Annotated in this window: 12 protein-coding genes and 1 pseudogene; 6 read left to right on the top strand and 7 right to left on the bottom strand. The window is 64.9% G+C overall.

Annotation, left to right across the window (positions count from 1 at the left end):
• Positions 1-23 precede the first annotated feature (23 nt).
• From WAO18_RS20440 to WAO18_RS20425, 4 genes are all read right to left on the bottom strand, one after another.
• Entirely contained in the window at positions 24-704 is a 681-nt protein-coding gene (locus WAO18_RS20440; RefSeq protein ID WP_422208071.1) for a YoaK family protein, read from the bottom strand.
• Between the two features lie 68 nt (positions 705-772).
• A complete protein-coding gene (locus tag WAO18_RS20435; RefSeq protein WP_422208056.1) occupies positions 773-2,092 on the bottom strand; it encodes a maltokinase N-terminal cap-like domain-containing protein in 1,320 nt (439 codons plus the stop codon).
• Positions 2,089-3,858 (bottom strand): maltose alpha-D-glucosyltransferase, encoded by a 1,770-nt coding sequence (gene treS, locus WAO18_RS20430; RefSeq protein ID WP_422208055.1) that lies wholly within the window; start codon positions 3,856-3,858, stop codon positions 2,089-2,091. Before treS ends, WAO18_RS20435 begins: the two co-directional genes overlap by 4 nt.
• Positions 3,859-3,948: 90 nt before the next feature.
• Positions 3,949-4,977 (bottom strand): S1C family serine protease, encoded by a 1,029-nt coding sequence (locus WAO18_RS20425; protein WP_422208054.1) that lies wholly within the window; start codon positions 4,975-4,977, stop codon positions 3,949-3,951.
• 227 nt (positions 4,978-5,204) lie between these two features.
• Between WAO18_RS20425 and WAO18_RS20420 the strand changes: the two genes are divergently transcribed.
• The 6 genes from WAO18_RS20420 (at position 5,205) to WAO18_RS20395 (ending at position 11,498) form a co-directional block, all read left to right on the top strand.
• The gene (locus WAO18_RS20420) at positions 5,205-5,966 is read left to right on the top strand and encodes an SDR family NAD(P)-dependent oxidoreductase (protein ID WP_422208053.1); all 762 of its coding nucleotides are present in this window, start codon (positions 5,205-5,207) and stop codon (positions 5,964-5,966) included.
• Positions 5,967-5,976: 10 nt separating this feature from the next.
• A complete protein-coding gene (locus tag WAO18_RS20415) occupies positions 5,977-6,384 on the top strand; it encodes a TIGR03668 family PPOX class F420-dependent oxidoreductase (RefSeq protein WP_422208052.1) in 408 nt (135 codons plus the stop codon).
• A gap of 111 nt (positions 6,385-6,495) precedes the next feature.
• Positions 6,496-8,655, top strand: a complete 2,160-nt coding sequence (locus WAO18_RS20410) for an elongation factor G-like protein EF-G2 (protein ID WP_422208051.1) — start codon at positions 6,496-6,498, stop codon at positions 8,653-8,655.
• A gap of 247 nt (positions 8,656-8,902) precedes the next feature.
• The gene (locus tag WAO18_RS20405) at positions 8,903-9,658 is read left to right on the top strand and encodes a L,D-transpeptidase (protein WP_422208050.1); all 756 of its coding nucleotides are present in this window, start codon (positions 8,903-8,905) and stop codon (positions 9,656-9,658) included.
• A 191-nt stretch (positions 9,659-9,849) separates the two neighbouring features.
• Positions 9,850-10,782, top strand: a complete 933-nt coding sequence (locus tag WAO18_RS20400; protein WP_422208049.1) for an NADP-dependent oxidoreductase — start codon at positions 9,850-9,852, stop codon at positions 10,780-10,782.
• A gap of 56 nt (positions 10,783-10,838) precedes the next feature.
• Complete coding sequence (locus tag WAO18_RS20395) at positions 10,839-11,498, top strand: O-methyltransferase (RefSeq protein WP_422208048.1); 660 nt, start codon at positions 10,839-10,841, stop codon at positions 11,496-11,498.
• A 1-nt stretch (position 11,499) separates the two neighbouring features.
• Here the strand turns inward: WAO18_RS20395 and WAO18_RS20390 are convergent.
• The 3 genes and pseudogenes from WAO18_RS20390 to WAO18_RS20380 form a co-directional block, all read right to left on the bottom strand.
• A pseudogene (locus tag WAO18_RS20390) lies at positions 11,500-13,581 on the bottom strand (acyltransferase family protein).
• 281 nt (positions 13,582-13,862) lie between these two features.
• Positions 13,863-15,023: an NDMA-dependent alcohol dehydrogenase gene (locus WAO18_RS20385; protein ID WP_422208047.1), complete on the bottom strand. Its 1,161-nt coding sequence runs from the start codon at positions 15,021-15,023 to the stop codon at positions 13,863-13,865.
• Positions 15,024-15,053: 30 nt separating this feature from the next.
• A partial coding sequence (locus WAO18_RS20380) for an aldehyde dehydrogenase family protein (RefSeq protein WP_422208046.1) occupies positions 15,054-15,686 on the bottom strand: 633 nt, incomplete at its 5' end.

The raw sequence follows: 15,686 nt of genomic DNA, 5'->3' as shown, positions 1-15,686 counted from the left end.
TGCCGATGTGCTTGTCCGGGAGGCTAATTCAGTAGAGCGCGGCGGTCCTGATGAAAGTACGTATACGCGGTTGCCAACGTGCACATCACCGACGCGAACACCAGCATCCCGGTTCCGTTGACGAACAAGCTGATGACGCCACCAAACGAGGCGCCGAAGATGAAGCTGCTGAACAGCAGAAAGTAGCCGAGCCAATCGGACAGGTCCCCCCCGGCGAGGTGCCGCTCGATGCCCTGGCCCATCTTGACCAGCGTGCCGGTCACATAGCTCAGTGGCACCGACACCTCGCCGTCCTTGACGAACGACGTATTCAGCGCACCGATACCGAAGGCCAGCAACATTATCGGCGGGAAGTCGAGCTGATTCTCTTCCCAGCCCTCATCGAAGACGTCCACCGCGGTGGCAGCCAGCAGACTGAACGTCGCCAGCATCGTCGGTCCGTGCGGATGCGCCACCCAGAAATGCCGCCGGCATACCGACGCGACCACCACGCCGGCCACGAAGCTCAACAGCAGCAGACCGGCCGTGATCGACAACACTACGTCGTCGCGAAAAAAACCCAGCACCGCGCGTTGCGCGTTTCCGGTCATGAACGTGACGAAATACCCGGCCGAGTGGGTGAAGGCCGTCGCACCGAGAACACCGGCAAGCACCGCCAGCACCCACGACAAGCGCGCCTCACTGTCGAAAGTCTCACCAAGCATGAACGCCATGCTCCCAGGGGACCTATCCGGTGTGCAGCGTGGGGACGGTCATTCAGGTAAGACTCACATCAATCTGCTACAAACTTGGCGATCGACCGTAGCGGGATCGGTAACCAGCTCGGCCGGTGCCGAGACTCGTAACCCGTCTCGTAGACCGCCTTGTCCAGTTCGTACGCCGCCAGGATCAGTGCCGAATCGCGAGGGTCAACGCCGGACGCCGCAGCGTAGCCGTCGCAGAATGCTGTTCGGTTGCGCTGCACCCACTCTCGCGCACGCGCGGCCAGTTGCTTGTCGCCCGAAAGGTCGACCAGCGGTCCGTAGGCCGCGTAGTCGAACGATCGCAGCACACCCGCCACGTCCCGCAACGGGGAGTCCGGTGCGCGGCGCTCGTCGAGCGGCTGACCCGGCTCGCCTTCGAAGTCGATCAGCAGCCAGGTTTCCGGCGTGCGCAGCACTTGACCTAGATGCAGGTCGCCGTGCACCCGCTGCACCGTGATGGTCTGCTCCGCCAACTTCTGGAACCGCTGCTCGATCGCCGCCGTGTACTGCTCGAGTTCGGACACCGACTCGGCAGCCGACGACAACCGCGCCAGCATGGTGTCGACCGGGAACGGGGCCTGCGACGTGCCGAGGGCTTCGGCGAGCCCGGCATGCACCGACGCCACGGCCTCGCCCAGCCGGTAGGACTCGCCGGCGAAATCGCCGCCGACCTCGTGGGCGTAGAGGTCGCCCTCCGCGAACAGGTCACGCACGCTGGCGGTGGCCATCGCCCAGCCTTCGGCCGCGTTGGCCTCGTACTCGGTCGCCATGCCAAGCGGACAACTGGTGTCGGCGTCCGACCCGGTCAGCTCGTAGGTGCCCAGGAGTCTGGCTACGTGTGGATTTCCGGCCCGGCCCAGGACACGGTTGAGCTCGATATCGGGATTGATGCCAGGGCTGACGCGGCGAAACACTTTGAAAATGGCGTCCCGGTCGAAGATCACGCTGGTGTTGCTCTGTTCGGCATCCGTCACCCGCGGATGGGCCTCCAGCGGCAGGGTCACGTCCGGCTCCTTGCCGAACGACACGCCGGCACGGGTGGCCGAGGCGTCGATCAGCGACATCAGGAAACCTGCCGCGTCCGGATCGTAGAGCGCGTCGTAGCCAGTGCGATCAGCGTCGGCACCGATGGTGGCGACGGTGTTGTACTCGGCCGGCGGCTCGGAATCCCATCCGACGATCACTTGGTAACGCTCGGCCGAGCCGTCGGTGTAGCTCACATCCACCAGCACCAGATCCAGGCCGTTGCGCAGTTCGATGACAAGCCCCGGCTCGGCGGCCGCCAGCTGGCGGCTGCGGCCGGCATACCAGCGCTGTTGCGGCAGCCATTCTGACCACGGCAAGTTCATTGCGACTCCTCAGACCCGCACAACTGGAACCAGTAGAACCCGTGTCCGGGCAGGGTCAGCATGTAAGGCAGATGTCCGATGGCAGGAAATCTCACCTTTCCGGTCAACTCGACCGGTACGAAGCCGTTCCAGTGCTGCAGGTTCAGTTCGATGGGTTGCGGGAAGCGCGACAGGTTGTTGACGCATACCACCACGTCATCGTCGGACACCCGCGCGTAGGCGAGCACCGACGGGTTGGTGCCGCCCAATTCCTGGAACGACCCTGTTGCGAACGCGTCGTGTCGCCTGCGCACCATCAGCATGGTGCGGGTCCAGTTCAGCAGCGACGTCGAGGTGTCCATCTGCGCTTCCACGTTGACGGCCTGATACCCGTAGACCGAGTCCTGGCTCGCCGGTAGAAACAACCGACCGGGATTGGCCTTGGAGAACCCGGCGTTGCGGTCCGGCGTCCACTGCATCGGGGTGCGCACACCGTCGCGGTCACCCAGCCAGATCACGTCACCCATGCCGATCTCGTCGCCGTAGTAGAGCACCGGCGAGCCGGGCAGTGACAACAGCAGAGCGGTGAACAGCTCGATCTGGTTTCGGTCGTTGTCCAGCAGCGGGGCCAGTCGACGGCGGATTCCGACGTTCGCCTTCATCCGCGGGTCCTTGGCGTACTCGGAGTACATATAGTCGCGCTCTTCGTCGCTGACCATCTCCAGGGTCAGCTCGTCGTGGTTGCGCAGGAAGATCCCCCACTGCGCCAGGTCCGGAATCTCCGGCGTCTGCGCCATGATCTCCGAGATCGGGAACCGCGACTCGCGGCGGACTGCCATGAAGATGCGTGGCATCAACGGGAAGTGGAATGCCATGTGGCACTCGTCGCCACCGGTGCTGGCGTCACCGAAATATTCGACGACGTCGGCAGGCCATTGATTGGCTTCCGCCAGCAGCACCCGGCCCGGGAACTCGTCGTCGACGACTTTGCGGACGCGTCTGAGGAAGGCGTGCGTCTCGGGCAGGTTCTCGCAGTTGGTGCCCTCGCGCTCGAACAGGTAGGGCACCGCGTCCAGCCGGAATCCGTCGATCCCAAGATCGAGCCAGAAGCGCAACACGTCGATCATCGCTTCCTGCACGGCCGGGTTCTCGTAGTTCAGGTCCGGTTGGTGGGAGAAGAACCGGTGCCAGTAGAACTGCTTGCGCACCGAATCAAAGGTCCAGTTCGACTCTTCGGTGTCGATGAAGATGATGCGTGCGTCGGTGTATTTCTCGCTGGTGTCGCTCCACACGTAGAAGTCGCCGTACGGGCCGTCTGGGTCGTGCCGTGACTCCTGGAACCAGGGGTGTGAATCCGAGGTGTGGTTCATCACGAGGTCGGTGATGACCCGGATACCCCGTTCGTGCGCGGCGTTGAGTAACGCGACGAAGTCCTCGACGGTGCCGAATTCGGGGAGCACTTTGTAGAAGTCGCGGATGTCGTAGCCGCCGTCGCGTAACGGTGAGTCGTAGAACGGCGGCAGCCAGATGCAGTCGACGCCGAGCCACTGCAGATAGTCGAGGCGTTCCATGAGCCCCCGCAGATCTCCCGATCCATCCGCGTTGGCATCCACGAAGGCGCGAACAAGGACCTCGTAGAAGACCGCGTGCTTGAACCAGGTCGGGTCGGCGGGTAGCGATTTGGCGTCGCCGAACTCGTCAGCGCTGGGATGTTCGACTACGCCGGCTTCGACGTGACTCCCCTCGGCTGGATCGTGCTCAACGGTGTCGTCTCTGCTGCTCGTCAAGTCCACGATTTTACACGTACCCGAGGTGCGGGATCGAAAACCTTGCACGCCAAACGAATTGAGCGAAGTCGCATGAGCTACGACCTTGGATCAGCCCGGCGGACCGTCTCCCAGTGTCACGTTGGTTTGCCGTCCGCCCAGCCCCACGCCGACGCTCTCGCCGGGATGATGCTGATCGAGAATGTTCGTCAGCGCGGTGGCCGAGTTCACCGGCTGGCCGTTGATAGAGGTGATCACATCACCCGGGTTGATCCCCGCACCGGCGGCGGGGCCGGTCGGAATCACCTGCCGGACGATCGCACCTGCGCCACCGGCGGCGTCGTTGACTCCGACGCCGAGGAACGCGGTCGGACCGATGTGTACCGTCGGCGACGAAGCGCCGGACCGGATCTGCCCGGCGATGGCCATCGCCTCGTTGATCGGGATCGCGAAGCCCTGCCCGCGGCCGAGGTGGAAGTTCTGCGATGCGGCGGTGTTCATGCCGATCACTTGATTGGCGGAGTTGACCGTCGGGCCACCGGAGTCGCCGGGGCGGATGTTCGCGTCGACCTGGATCAACCCGTTCAGGGTCTCGGTGCTACCGGTCAGCGCATCGTTCGCCGACACGGTCTGGTTCAGGGCGCCGATGCGCCCCTCCTCGACGCTGGGCGCACCGCCGGCACCTCCGGCGTTGCCCAGCGACACCACCGGCTGGCCGACTGCCACCGTGTCCGAGTTGCCGATGTTGGCTACCGGCAGGCCGCCGCCGGCGAGTTGCAGTACCGCGATGTCGTGTTGGCGGTCGAAGCCGATCACGGTGGCCGGATAGGTCTGGCCATTGGCGATGGACCTCGCGGTGAGTTCGGTCGCGCCGGCGATCACGTGGTTGTTGGTGAGGACCACGCTGGGATCGATCACGATGCCGGTCCCGGCGCCGATCGCGCTCTGGAATCCCAGCTTGGCGTCGATGTCGACGATTTGCGGGCCCACCTGAGCGGCGGCGTTCTGCGCGTCGCGCGGCGCCGGCGGCCTCGGCGGTGACGCGTGCGCGGGCGCCGTTGCCAGCGCGAGTCCAGTCGCTGCCAACAGACTGAGCAAGCGCAGCGACCTCCGCGGTCTGCGGCGGTGCGGTCCGCTCATCCGGTTACCTCCTGCTTGAGTTCCAGCCCGAATTAAGCCAGAAATGTCGCAACGTTTTGATCTTGACGACGCAACTTTATTCATTTAACCGTAGCCTGCGTTGCCCGATCGGGCATATCGACGTCGGCTCGCCACCCCCACTACATGGCCTTCCGGCCGACATGTCGTCAAGCGGTAGCTTCATAGCTTCGGCCGAATAACCACTGATGAGCAAAGGTGTATTTCACATGGGCGTGCTTGATTCATTCCGCCTCGACGACAAAGTCGTGATCGTGACGGGTGCTTCGTCCGGGCTGGGTGTGTCGTTCGCCCAGGCATTCGCCGAGGCCGGAGCTGACGTCGTCTTAGGCGCGCGCCGCGTAGACAGGTTGGCCCAGACTGCCGCGCTCGTCGAGGCCGGCGGCCGCAAGGCCCTGACGATCGCGACCGACGTCAGCGCGCCGGAGCAGTGTCAGGCGCTGGTCGACGCGGCGATGCACACGTTCGGCCGGGTCGACGTGCTGATCAACAATGCCGGCGTCGGGACCGCACACCCCGCGACCCGGGAGACACCCGAGCAGTTCCGCTCGGTGATCGACGTCAACCTCAACGGCGCGTACTGGGTGGCGCAGGCCTGCGGGCGGGTCATGCAGCCCGGAAGTTCGGTCATCAACATCGCCAGCATTCTGGGGATTACCACAGCCGGTCTGCCGCAAGCCGCCTACAGCGCGAGCAAGGCCGCCATCATCGGGCTCACCCGGGATCTCGCCCAACAATGGGGTGCACGCAAGGGCATTCGGGTCAACGCGCTGGCTCCGGGATTCTTCAAAACCGAGATGACCGACGAATACAAGCCCGGCTACCTGGAGAGCCAGTCGCACCGACTGATCCTGGGCCGGCTCGGCGATGGACACGAACTCGCTGCCACCGCGATCTGGCTGGCATCGGCGGCCGGCGGATATGTGACCGGGCAGACGATCGTTGTCGACGGCGGCCTCAGCATTACCTAGGCTCGGCGATGTGGTCGACTTCGACCCCAGGACTCGCTTCGCGCAGACACCGATAGCCCGGTTGGCCACCGCATCTCTGGACGGCCGGCCGCACCTGGTGCCGGTGGTATTCGCGCTGCACGACGAGATCATCTACACCGCCGTCGACGCGAAACCCAAGACGACTCACCGGCTGCGCCGGCTGGCCAACATCGAGCGCAACCCGCAGGTGAGTGTGCTGGTCGATCACTACGCAGAGGACTGGACGCAGTTGTGGTGGGTCCGCGCCGACGGTGTCGCCGCGATTCACCACGACGGCGACGTCATGCAAAAGGGACGCGATCTGCTGCGCGCGAAATACGCTCAGTACCAATCGGTTTCGCTCGACGGCCCGGTGATCGCCCTCGCGGTCCAGCGCTGGAGCAGCTGGCACGCCTGAGCGCCGTCGCTTCCCGATCTGCCTTCATCGCCCGTTCACCCTTGTGTTGCGCAGGCGCTAGGAGAAAAGTGACGTGCATCACGATGACGCGGGACGCGAGGGAGTGACGTCATGGCAGACAAGTCCCACGGATCGAACGGCGCAGGAGCAGCTCCCGCCGTAGACGATCCGGCCGCCGTACGGAACGTGGTGCTGGTAGGCCCTTCCGGCGGCGGAAAAACCACACTGGTCGACGCACTGCTGGTCGCCTCGGGCGTGTTGTCCAGACCCGGCTGTATCGCCGACGGCACCACGGTCTGCGACCACGACGACGCCGAGATCCGCCAGCAGCGCTCAGTCAGCCTCGCGCTGGCGTCGCTCGCTCACGACGGCGTCAAGGTGAACCTCGTCGACACTCCCGGCTACGCCGACTTCGTCGGCGAACTACGGGCCGGGCTGCGCGCCGCGGATTGTGCTCTTTTCGTCATTGCGGCCAACGAAGACGTCGACGAACCGACCAAGTCGCTGTGGCGGGAGTGCAGCCAGGTCGGGATGCCCCGGGCGGTGGTGATCACCAAACTCGACCACGCCAGGGCCAACTACCAGAATGCGCTCAAGGCGGCCCAGAATGCATTCGGCGACAAGGTTTTACCGCTCTATCTTCCGGCCGGCGACGGCGTCATCGGGCTGTTGTCGCAGACGCACTACGAGTACGCCGATGGCAAGCGCACCACGCATGCACCGGATGCCTCCTACACCGACCAGATCGATGCGGCCCGCGGCACGCTGATCGAAGGAATCATCGAGGAGTCCGAAGACGAATCGCTGATGGAGCGTTATCTCGGCGGCGAGAAGATCGACGAAGCCGTGCTGATCGACGATTTGGAGAAAGCGGTCGCGCGTGGCTCATTCTTCCCGGTGATACCGGTCTGCAGCAGCACCGGCGTCGGCACCCTGGAACTACTCGAGATTGCCACCCGCGGATTCCCGTCACCGCGCGAACACCCACTGCCGGAAGTCTTTACCCCGCAAGGCGCGGTGTTCACCAAGGTGACGTGCGGCTCCGACTCGCCCCTGCTGGCCGAGGTGGTGAAGACGACGTCGGATCCCTATGTCGGCAGGCTCAGCCTGGTCCGGGTGTTCTCCGGAACCATCAGGCCCGACACAACTGTTCATGTGTCGGGCCATTTTTCGTCGTTCTACCGTTCGTCGGACGACGCCGGCCCCGATTCGCTGGCCGGTCATGTCGACCACGACGAGGACGAACGCATCGGCGCGCTGTCCTTCCCGCTGGGCAAGCAACAACGGCCCGCATCGGTCGTGCTGCCGGGCGACATGTGCGCAATCGGACGATTGAGCCGGGCCGAAACCGGTGACACGCTGTCGGACAAGGCCCAGCCGCTGGTGCTCAAGCCGTGGATGATGCCGGAATCGTTGCTGCCGGTGGCTATTCAAGCGCATGCCAAGACCGATGAAGACAAGCTGTCGGTCGGCCTGGGGCGTTTGGCCGCCGAAGATCCGACGCTGCGGATCGAGCAGAACCCGGAGACGCATCAGATTGTGCTGTGGTGCATGGGCGAAGCGCACGCCGGTGTGGTGCTTGACGCACTGGCCAACCGCTACAGCGTCACCGTGGACACCGTCGAACTTCGGGTACCACTGCGAGAAACCTTTGGCAGCAAGGCCAAAGGCCACGGACGGCACGTCAAGCAGTCCGGTGGACACGGTCAGTACGCGGTCTGCGACATCGAGGTCGAGCCGCTGCCCGAAGGCTCGGGTTTCGAGTTCTGCGACAAAGTGGTGGGCGGCGCGGTGCCACGGCAGTTCATCGCGAGCGTCGAAAAGGGCGTACGCGCTCAGATGGAAAAGGGTGTGCACGCCGGTTATCCCGTCGTCGACATCCGGGTCACCCTGCTCGACGGCAAAGCGCACAGCGTGGACTCCTCCGATTTCGCGTTTCAAATGGCCGGTGCGCTCGCACTGAAAGAGGCCGCCGCGGCGGCGAAGGCGGCGCTGCTCGAACCGATCGACCAGGTCTCGGTGCTGATACCCGACGACCTCGTCGGCGCGGTGATGAGCGACCTGTCCGGACGTCGCGGTCGGGTGCTGGGGACCGACACCGCCGGCAACGATCGCACCTTGGTGAAATCCGAGGTGCCGCAGGTCGAATTGACCCGTTACGCAATTGATTTGCGCTCACTCTCGCACGGCGCGGCCTCGTTCACCCGCGCCTTCGCCCGGTATGAGCCGATGCCGGAATCCGCTGCGGCCCGGGTGAAGTCGGCCGATTGAGGCGGTATCGCCTCACAGCAGCCGCATAGGCAGAGCGATCTGCGCTTGCCACACCGCGGCCAGCATAACTGGGTGTGACCCTCCTCTAGCTCGCTTTCGGCGCATGAACAGGGGCGATGGTGCCCACATCGGCGCGTCTGCCGCGACTTGCGCAATCCAAGATCCGTTTGCTGAGCGCCGGATAGGGCATATTAGAGATACGGAATGTGAGCGCTTCGGGCTTGCATCGTCTCGGAGGGTGGACACCGTGGGTAGAGCGATTCGAATTGGGTGGCGCGCGGTATTGACCGCGGCGCTGGCCGTGGCGGGATCGGTGGCCACCGGCACGGCGGCGATCGCGCCGCCGGCCCCGGTTGCCTCCGTCGCCTCGATCCAACCTGCCAACGGCGCGGTGGTCGGCGTGGCCCACCCGGTGATCGTCACCTTCACCGGTCCGGTCGCGAACCGGGCGGCGGCCGAGCGGGCAATCAAGATCAGCGCACCGAACCACGTCACCGGACGGTTCGATTGGGTCGAGACCAACGTCGTCGAATGGAAGCCGGACGGCTACTGGCCCGCCCACAGTCACGTCGGCGTCGAGGTTCATGCTCTGTCAACCGGTTTCGACACCGGTGACCAGGTGGTCGGCGTCGCCAGCATCTCGGCACACACCTTCACGGTCACCCAGAACGGCGAGGTGCTGCGGACGATGCCCGCGTCGATGGGTAAGCCGAGTCGGCCAACGCCGATGGGCAATTATTCCGCGCTGTCCAAAGAGCGCACGGTCGTGATGGATTCGCGAACCATCGGCATCCCCCTCGACTCCTCCGAGGGGTACAAGATCACCGCCCAGTACGCCGTCCGGGTCACCTGGAGTGGCGTCTATGTGCACTCGGCGCCGTGGTCGGTGGACTCGCAGGGCTACGCGAACGTCAGCCACGGCTGCATCAACCTCGGCCCGGACAACGCCGCGTGGTACTTCGACATGGTCCACCTCGGCGACCCGATCAATGTGGTGGCCTGACTCCGTTCCACGACAGCCGTTGGTGTGACGACCGTCACACTGCTATCTCGGAAGACATCGCCGGGCTGGCCCTGTTGCGCCTATGGACGGCTGTAGCACCCGAGCAGCGTGGCAAAGTCTTAAAATCGCGGCTGCCCGTTGAAAGCTGTTGCAGCCGAGGGTATTTCCGAGCGACAAGCAGGGAGATGACGATGGCAGCTGCACAAGCGCGAGCGGTCCGCTTCGATCGCTACGGCGGGCGCGAAGAGTTATACCTGGCCGATATCGATCGGCCGGTTCCCAGTGCGGGCGAGGTGCTCGTCGAGGTTCGCGCCGCCGGCATCAATCCCGGCGAGATCGGCATTCGCAGCGGAGCACTCCATGAGTACTTCCCGGCCACCTTTCCGTCCGGCGAGGGCAGCGACCTGGCCGGCGTCGTCCTCGAGGTAGGCGACGGCGTCAGCGATTTCGCGGTCGGGGACGAGGTGCTGGGCTTCAGTTTTCAGCGATCCAGCCACGCCACCCACGCGACAGTCCCGGTCGACCAGCTGATCCACAAACCAGCCGACATGAGCTGGGAGGTCGCTGGTTCGCTCTACGTGGTCGGCGTCACGGCGTACGCCGCCGTTCGCGCGGTCGCGCCGCAGGCCGGCGAGACCGTCGCGGTCTCCGCGGCCGCGGGAGGAGTCGGCAGCCTGGTGGTGCAGTTGTTGGCGTCACGCGACGTGCGGGTGCTGGGCATCGCGTCGGCGGCCAACGCGGACTGGCTACGCGCCCATGGGGTCGAGCCGGTCGAATACGGCGACGGGTTGGCCGATCGACTGCGACAGGCAGCGCCGGACGGCATCGACGCGTTCATCGACCTGTTCGGACCTGACTACGTGCAGCTCGCGGTCGACCTCGGCGTACCGACCGAGCGGATCAACACCATCATCTCGTTCCAGAAGGCCGCCGAAGTCGGCGCCAAAGCCGAGGGCAGCGCCGAGGCGTCGACGGCGGCGGTGCTACACGAAATCGCCGGGCTCGTCACCTCCGGCGCGATCGACTTCGATGTCGCGGCGACCTACCCGCTCGATCGGGTCGTCGATGCGTTCGCGGAACTCGAACAACGACACACGCACGGCAAAATCGTGTTGGTGCCCTAGCCCGGCTGAATAAGGGAAGTGCCCGTTCGCGTTCATTAATGCCTAGGCTCGACGGCATGGCCACAACATTGCAAGATCCCCGAGTCGCCAACACATTGGACCGGATGTACACGGAGTCGCGCGAGCAGATGTCGAAGTTGCGCGAGCGGCGCCCCAACATGTCCGCCGCCAGAACCGTGCAGGAACGCGCTGACGCCATGAGCGAGTTCTACATTCCCGTCACACCCGAATCCGGCCGGTTGCTGTACTCGCTGGTGCGGGCCACGCGCCCCGCCACCGTCGTGGAATTCGGTATGTCCTTTGGTATTTCGGCGCTGCACCTGGCATCGGCGGTACGCGACAACGGCACCGGCCGGGTGGTGACGACAGAGATCAGCGACACCAAGATCGCCGCCGCAAAGCAGACATTCGCCGACACCGGACTGGCCGATCTGATCACCGTCCTTGAAGGCGATGCGCTTGCTACGCTCGCGGATCTGGACGGACCGGTCGACTTCGTGCTCCTCGACGGATGGAAGGAGCTGTATCTGCCGGTGATCAAGCTGCTGGAGCCGAGACTGTCACCCGGAGCCCTGGTGATCGCCGACAACACGGAGAGCGCGGACGCGCGGACGTACCTCGACTACGTCCAGAGCAGTGAGAACGCCTACGTGAGTTTCAATTTCGCCGTCAGGGAGAGCGACAGCATGGAACTCAGCTGCTATACCGGCAGCTAGGTCATCGCGGTTTCAGCGATCCCTCGAGCCAGGGCATCAGCCACTTCACGCCCTCCTCGGTCAGGTGCACGCCGTCACTGCGGACCTGGATCCCATCGACGTCGGCCGTGTACGCGCCTTTGGGGCACAGTTTTTTCTTGAGGTCCAAGATCCGGACGTCCGGGCGATTGCCAATCGTCTTGCCCAGCATGGTGTTCCATTCGTCCACCCGCTCGGGCTGATCCTCGGGGTACAGGCTGCCGTCCGGCCGTTCGCCGCGCCTGCTGTACGGCAGGTTCGCGACGGTCAGCGGCGTACCGCTGAAGCTGAGGATGTCCACCGCGCGCCGCAACTCGGCGCTGATATAGGAGTCGAAGGCGGGATCTCCGATGTGAGTCCACCGTCCCTCATTGACCCGGTTCACGGTCTCCCAGCGGCCGATCACCAGCAGGACGGCGTCGGGCTGGTCGATGGTGATCTGCGATGTCCACCGGCCCGGCCATGATTCGCACTCGCTTTTCTGGTCCAGGGTCTGGCCGAGGTAGCTCTACGGGCCGCCGCGCACCAGGCTGCAGCCGATCACGGTGTGGTCGATGAATTGGAACCCGGGCGTCGCCGGCAGGAAGTGCATCAACGTCCAACCGATCGAGTCGCCGAACACCGACACGGTGAACGGCCGATGCGGGTCTCGTTGCGCGACGGCCCGCGCGGGCCGGACCGCTTGCGGAGGCGATGGTGAAACGACCGCGATTGGCGACACACCGGGAGGCAGGCTGGCGTCGAGTGCGCTGACACCGGCCCTGGGCACTACGGGGACCACCAGCAGTGTCACCGCGGCAGCGGTCGCCGCGGTCGCTCCGGCCAATGCCAGCAGCGGCACCCGCACCGGTCGCCACTTCCGGACAGGCTGTTCGATCGCCCACCAGGACACCACCGACACCGCCAGCGTGGCGACGCACCGGACACCGAACAACGAGAGCCCGTGCCATCCGGTCCGCTGACCGTTGAGGACCAGGAAGATCGGCCAGTGCCACAGATAGATGCCGTAAGAGATGGTGCCCAGCCACGCCAGCGGACTCCAAGCCAGCACGGTGGCGACCGGTCCACCCTGGTCCAGCGCCACCGGGGCGATCACCAACACGGCCGCGATGGCAACCGCGATCAGTAGGCCGCTACGGAACTCACCGGCGCTGCCGGTCGCGTAGTGAGCGGCCGCACCCAGCACCAACAGGCCGATCATTGGAAGCACCCGGGCGATCCACCTGCCCCACCGGGAGCGGATCAGCGACCATCCGCGATTCAGCGATGACCAGTCGCCGACCAGCAACGCCGAGGCGGCAGCACCCACCAGCAGTGCCTGGGCCCGGGTGTCGGTACCGAAGTAGACCCGGTCCCGGGTCGTTTCGGAGGCCAGCAGGATGGCTGTCGCGGCCGACCCCAGCGCGCCGAGCGTGGCCAGCAGGAACACGGTCAAGCGGACTGCGCCGAGGGTGGCGCGTTTGTCTTGACGACGCGCTCGCACCGCCAGCACCAGGGTCACCGCAACCAGCACCAGCGGCCAGACGATGTAGTACTGCTCTTCCACACCGAGTGACCAGGCGTGCTGCAGGGGCGATGGCGGAGCACCCTGGGCAAAATAGCCGGTCTTGTCGGCGACGAACATCCAGTTCGCGACCCAGAAGAAGGCGGCGACGGCGTCGTCGCGCAAACCCACGATCGCCTCGGGAGAGAAGAACTGACGGCCGACGGCGACGGTCAGCACCATCAAGACCAGCGCCGGCAGTAGCCGGCGGGCCCGCCGAATCCAGAAGTTGGCCATGTCGATACGGCCACTGCGGCCCAGTTCGTCGAGCAACAGCGACGTGATCAGGAAACCACTGAGCACGAAAAACACGTCGACGCCCAGGAATCCGCCCGTCATTCCGGGTATGCCGCCGTGATCGGCGAGCACCAGCCCGACCGCCAGCGCACGCAGTCCGTCCAGCGCACGAATGCCGGGGCGGCGTTCGGGACGGTCACCACCGTCGCTTGCTCGGCGGGTGGTCGACCGGCACGCCGGCGGTGGGGCGACCCAGCGGGGCTTCCGAGCAGAATGAACCGGCACGGGGTACGCCCCGGCCGGTTCCATGTTCACCTCTCCAGCGCGCCGACCGGTTTCCTGGTCGGCGGCCTTGTTGCCGCCGATGCTCGGGTACCCCTCCCTGCAGATGCAGGCGCCAGTTTAGGTGCGCCCGTAGCGCATCAACGGCAGACACGGCGCGGCGACAACCGAAATATGCTGCCCGCCCGGCAACTCCGAGCGGGGGGTCGAACATGGCGCCGTTGGCATGCTCGACCAACCTGAACGATGCCATGGTTTGGCGCGCATCGAATGAGAGAACTGATTTAGAGGCTGGCGAATTCGATGATGCCGCGGATGTTGCGTCCTTCCCGCAGGTCCACGAACGCGTCGTTGATCTGGTCGAGCTCGTAGTGCCGGGTAACCAGCTCGTCGAGTTTCACCATGCCGGCCTGATACATCGACAACAGCTTCGGCACGCTGGTACGCGGATTCATCCCGCCGTACAGCGCTCCCTTGAGTTGCTTGGACGAGAGCACCATTTCCTGCAGGATCAGCGGAACCAGGGGCTCACTGTAAGGCGTGATGCCGGTGACAACGCACGTCCCACCCTTGCGAAGCAGCGCCATCGCCACCGCGATCAACTCCACGTGCAGAACACCGGGCGTCAAGATGACGCGGTCGGCCATCACACCGTCGGTGATGTCTTGCACCAACGGGATCGCCTCTTCGGCCGAGGCGACGGCATGGGTAGAGCCGAAGATCTTGGCCGAATCTCGTTTGTATTCAACCGGATCCACCGCGACGATATAGGTTGCGCCGGCCGCACGCGCTCCTTGCAGCGCGTTCATCCCGACACCGCCGGTTCCGACGACGACGACGGTGTCGCCGGGCTCGGTGCCTGCCGAGACCGTCGCCGAGCCCCAGCCGGTGCTGACGCCGCACGACACAAGTGAAGCGGCATGGAATGGGATCGCGTCGTCGATCTTGATGACGGACCTCTCCGTTAGCACCGCATACTCAGCGAAGGTGCCGAGTTGACCGTAAGCCATGAGGTTTTCGTCGCCGAGATGCCGGCGACATGTTCCGTCGGTGGGCATCTCCCTCGAGAACAAACTTGCGCCGGCGTCGCAGATATAGCTCTGACCGCTCACACAAAACCGGCAACTGCCGCACGCGGGAATGAATGACATGGCAACGTGATCCCCCGGCTGCACCGTCGTCACGCCGGGCCCGACTTGCTCGACGACACCAGCGCCCTCGTGACCTCCGAGCATCGGGAACCAGTCCGGCTCAGGGATGCCGGTCATGGCCCGCACCTCGGGGGTCGGCAAGACGTCGCCGGTAACCAGGTGGTCGTCGGAGTGGCAGATGCCGGCAACGGCCATGCGGACCAGGACTTCACCGGCCCGTGGCGGGTCGAGGTCGATCTCGCGAATCTCCCAGTCCTCGCCGACCCCCTGCAGCACCGCGGCACGACACTTCATTGCAACCTCCTTGTCGTCGGCACCGCTCAGCTACTCGGGTGCGTACCCCAAGGTGCTTTTGACCTCGAGGTACTCGTGGAAGCCGAACTCGCTCCACTCTCGACCGTTGCCGCTGTGCTTATAACCGCCGAACGGCGCGTTCATGTCGAACGCGTGATTGATTGTCACCCAGCCGGCCCTGATCTTTCGGGCAACTTCACGAGCCTTGTCCAGGTCGGTTCCCGAAACGAAACCGGCAAGGCCGTATTCGGTGTCGTTGGCGATGTCGACGGCCTGGTCGAGGTCGTCGTAGCCGAGGATGCACAGCACCGGCCCGAAGATCTCCTCGCGCGCGATCGTCATGTCATTGGTGACATTCGCGAAGACGGTCGGCTTGACGTAGTAACCCGTGTCCAGACCCACCGGCCGGCCGGTGCCTCCCGCTACCACGGTTGCGCCTTCGTCGACACCTTGCTGGATCAGACGCTGAACCTTGTCGAACTGAGTCCTCGAGGCCACCGGCCCGATCGCCGTTGGGTCATCGCTACCCACTTGGATTTGTTCAGCGGCCTCACGCGCGATGGTAATGGCTTCGCCCATACGCGAATTCGGTACCAACATGCGTGACGGCGCGTTACAACTCTGACCGGAGTTCGGCATCATGTTGGCCACTCCGGCGCTGAC

Source organism: Mycobacterium sp., assembly GCF_049278535.1.
Classification (GTDB): domain Bacteria; phylum Actinomycetota; class Actinomycetes; order Mycobacteriales; family Mycobacteriaceae; genus Mycobacterium.
This window is presented reverse-complemented; position numbering and strand designations above follow the sequence as displayed.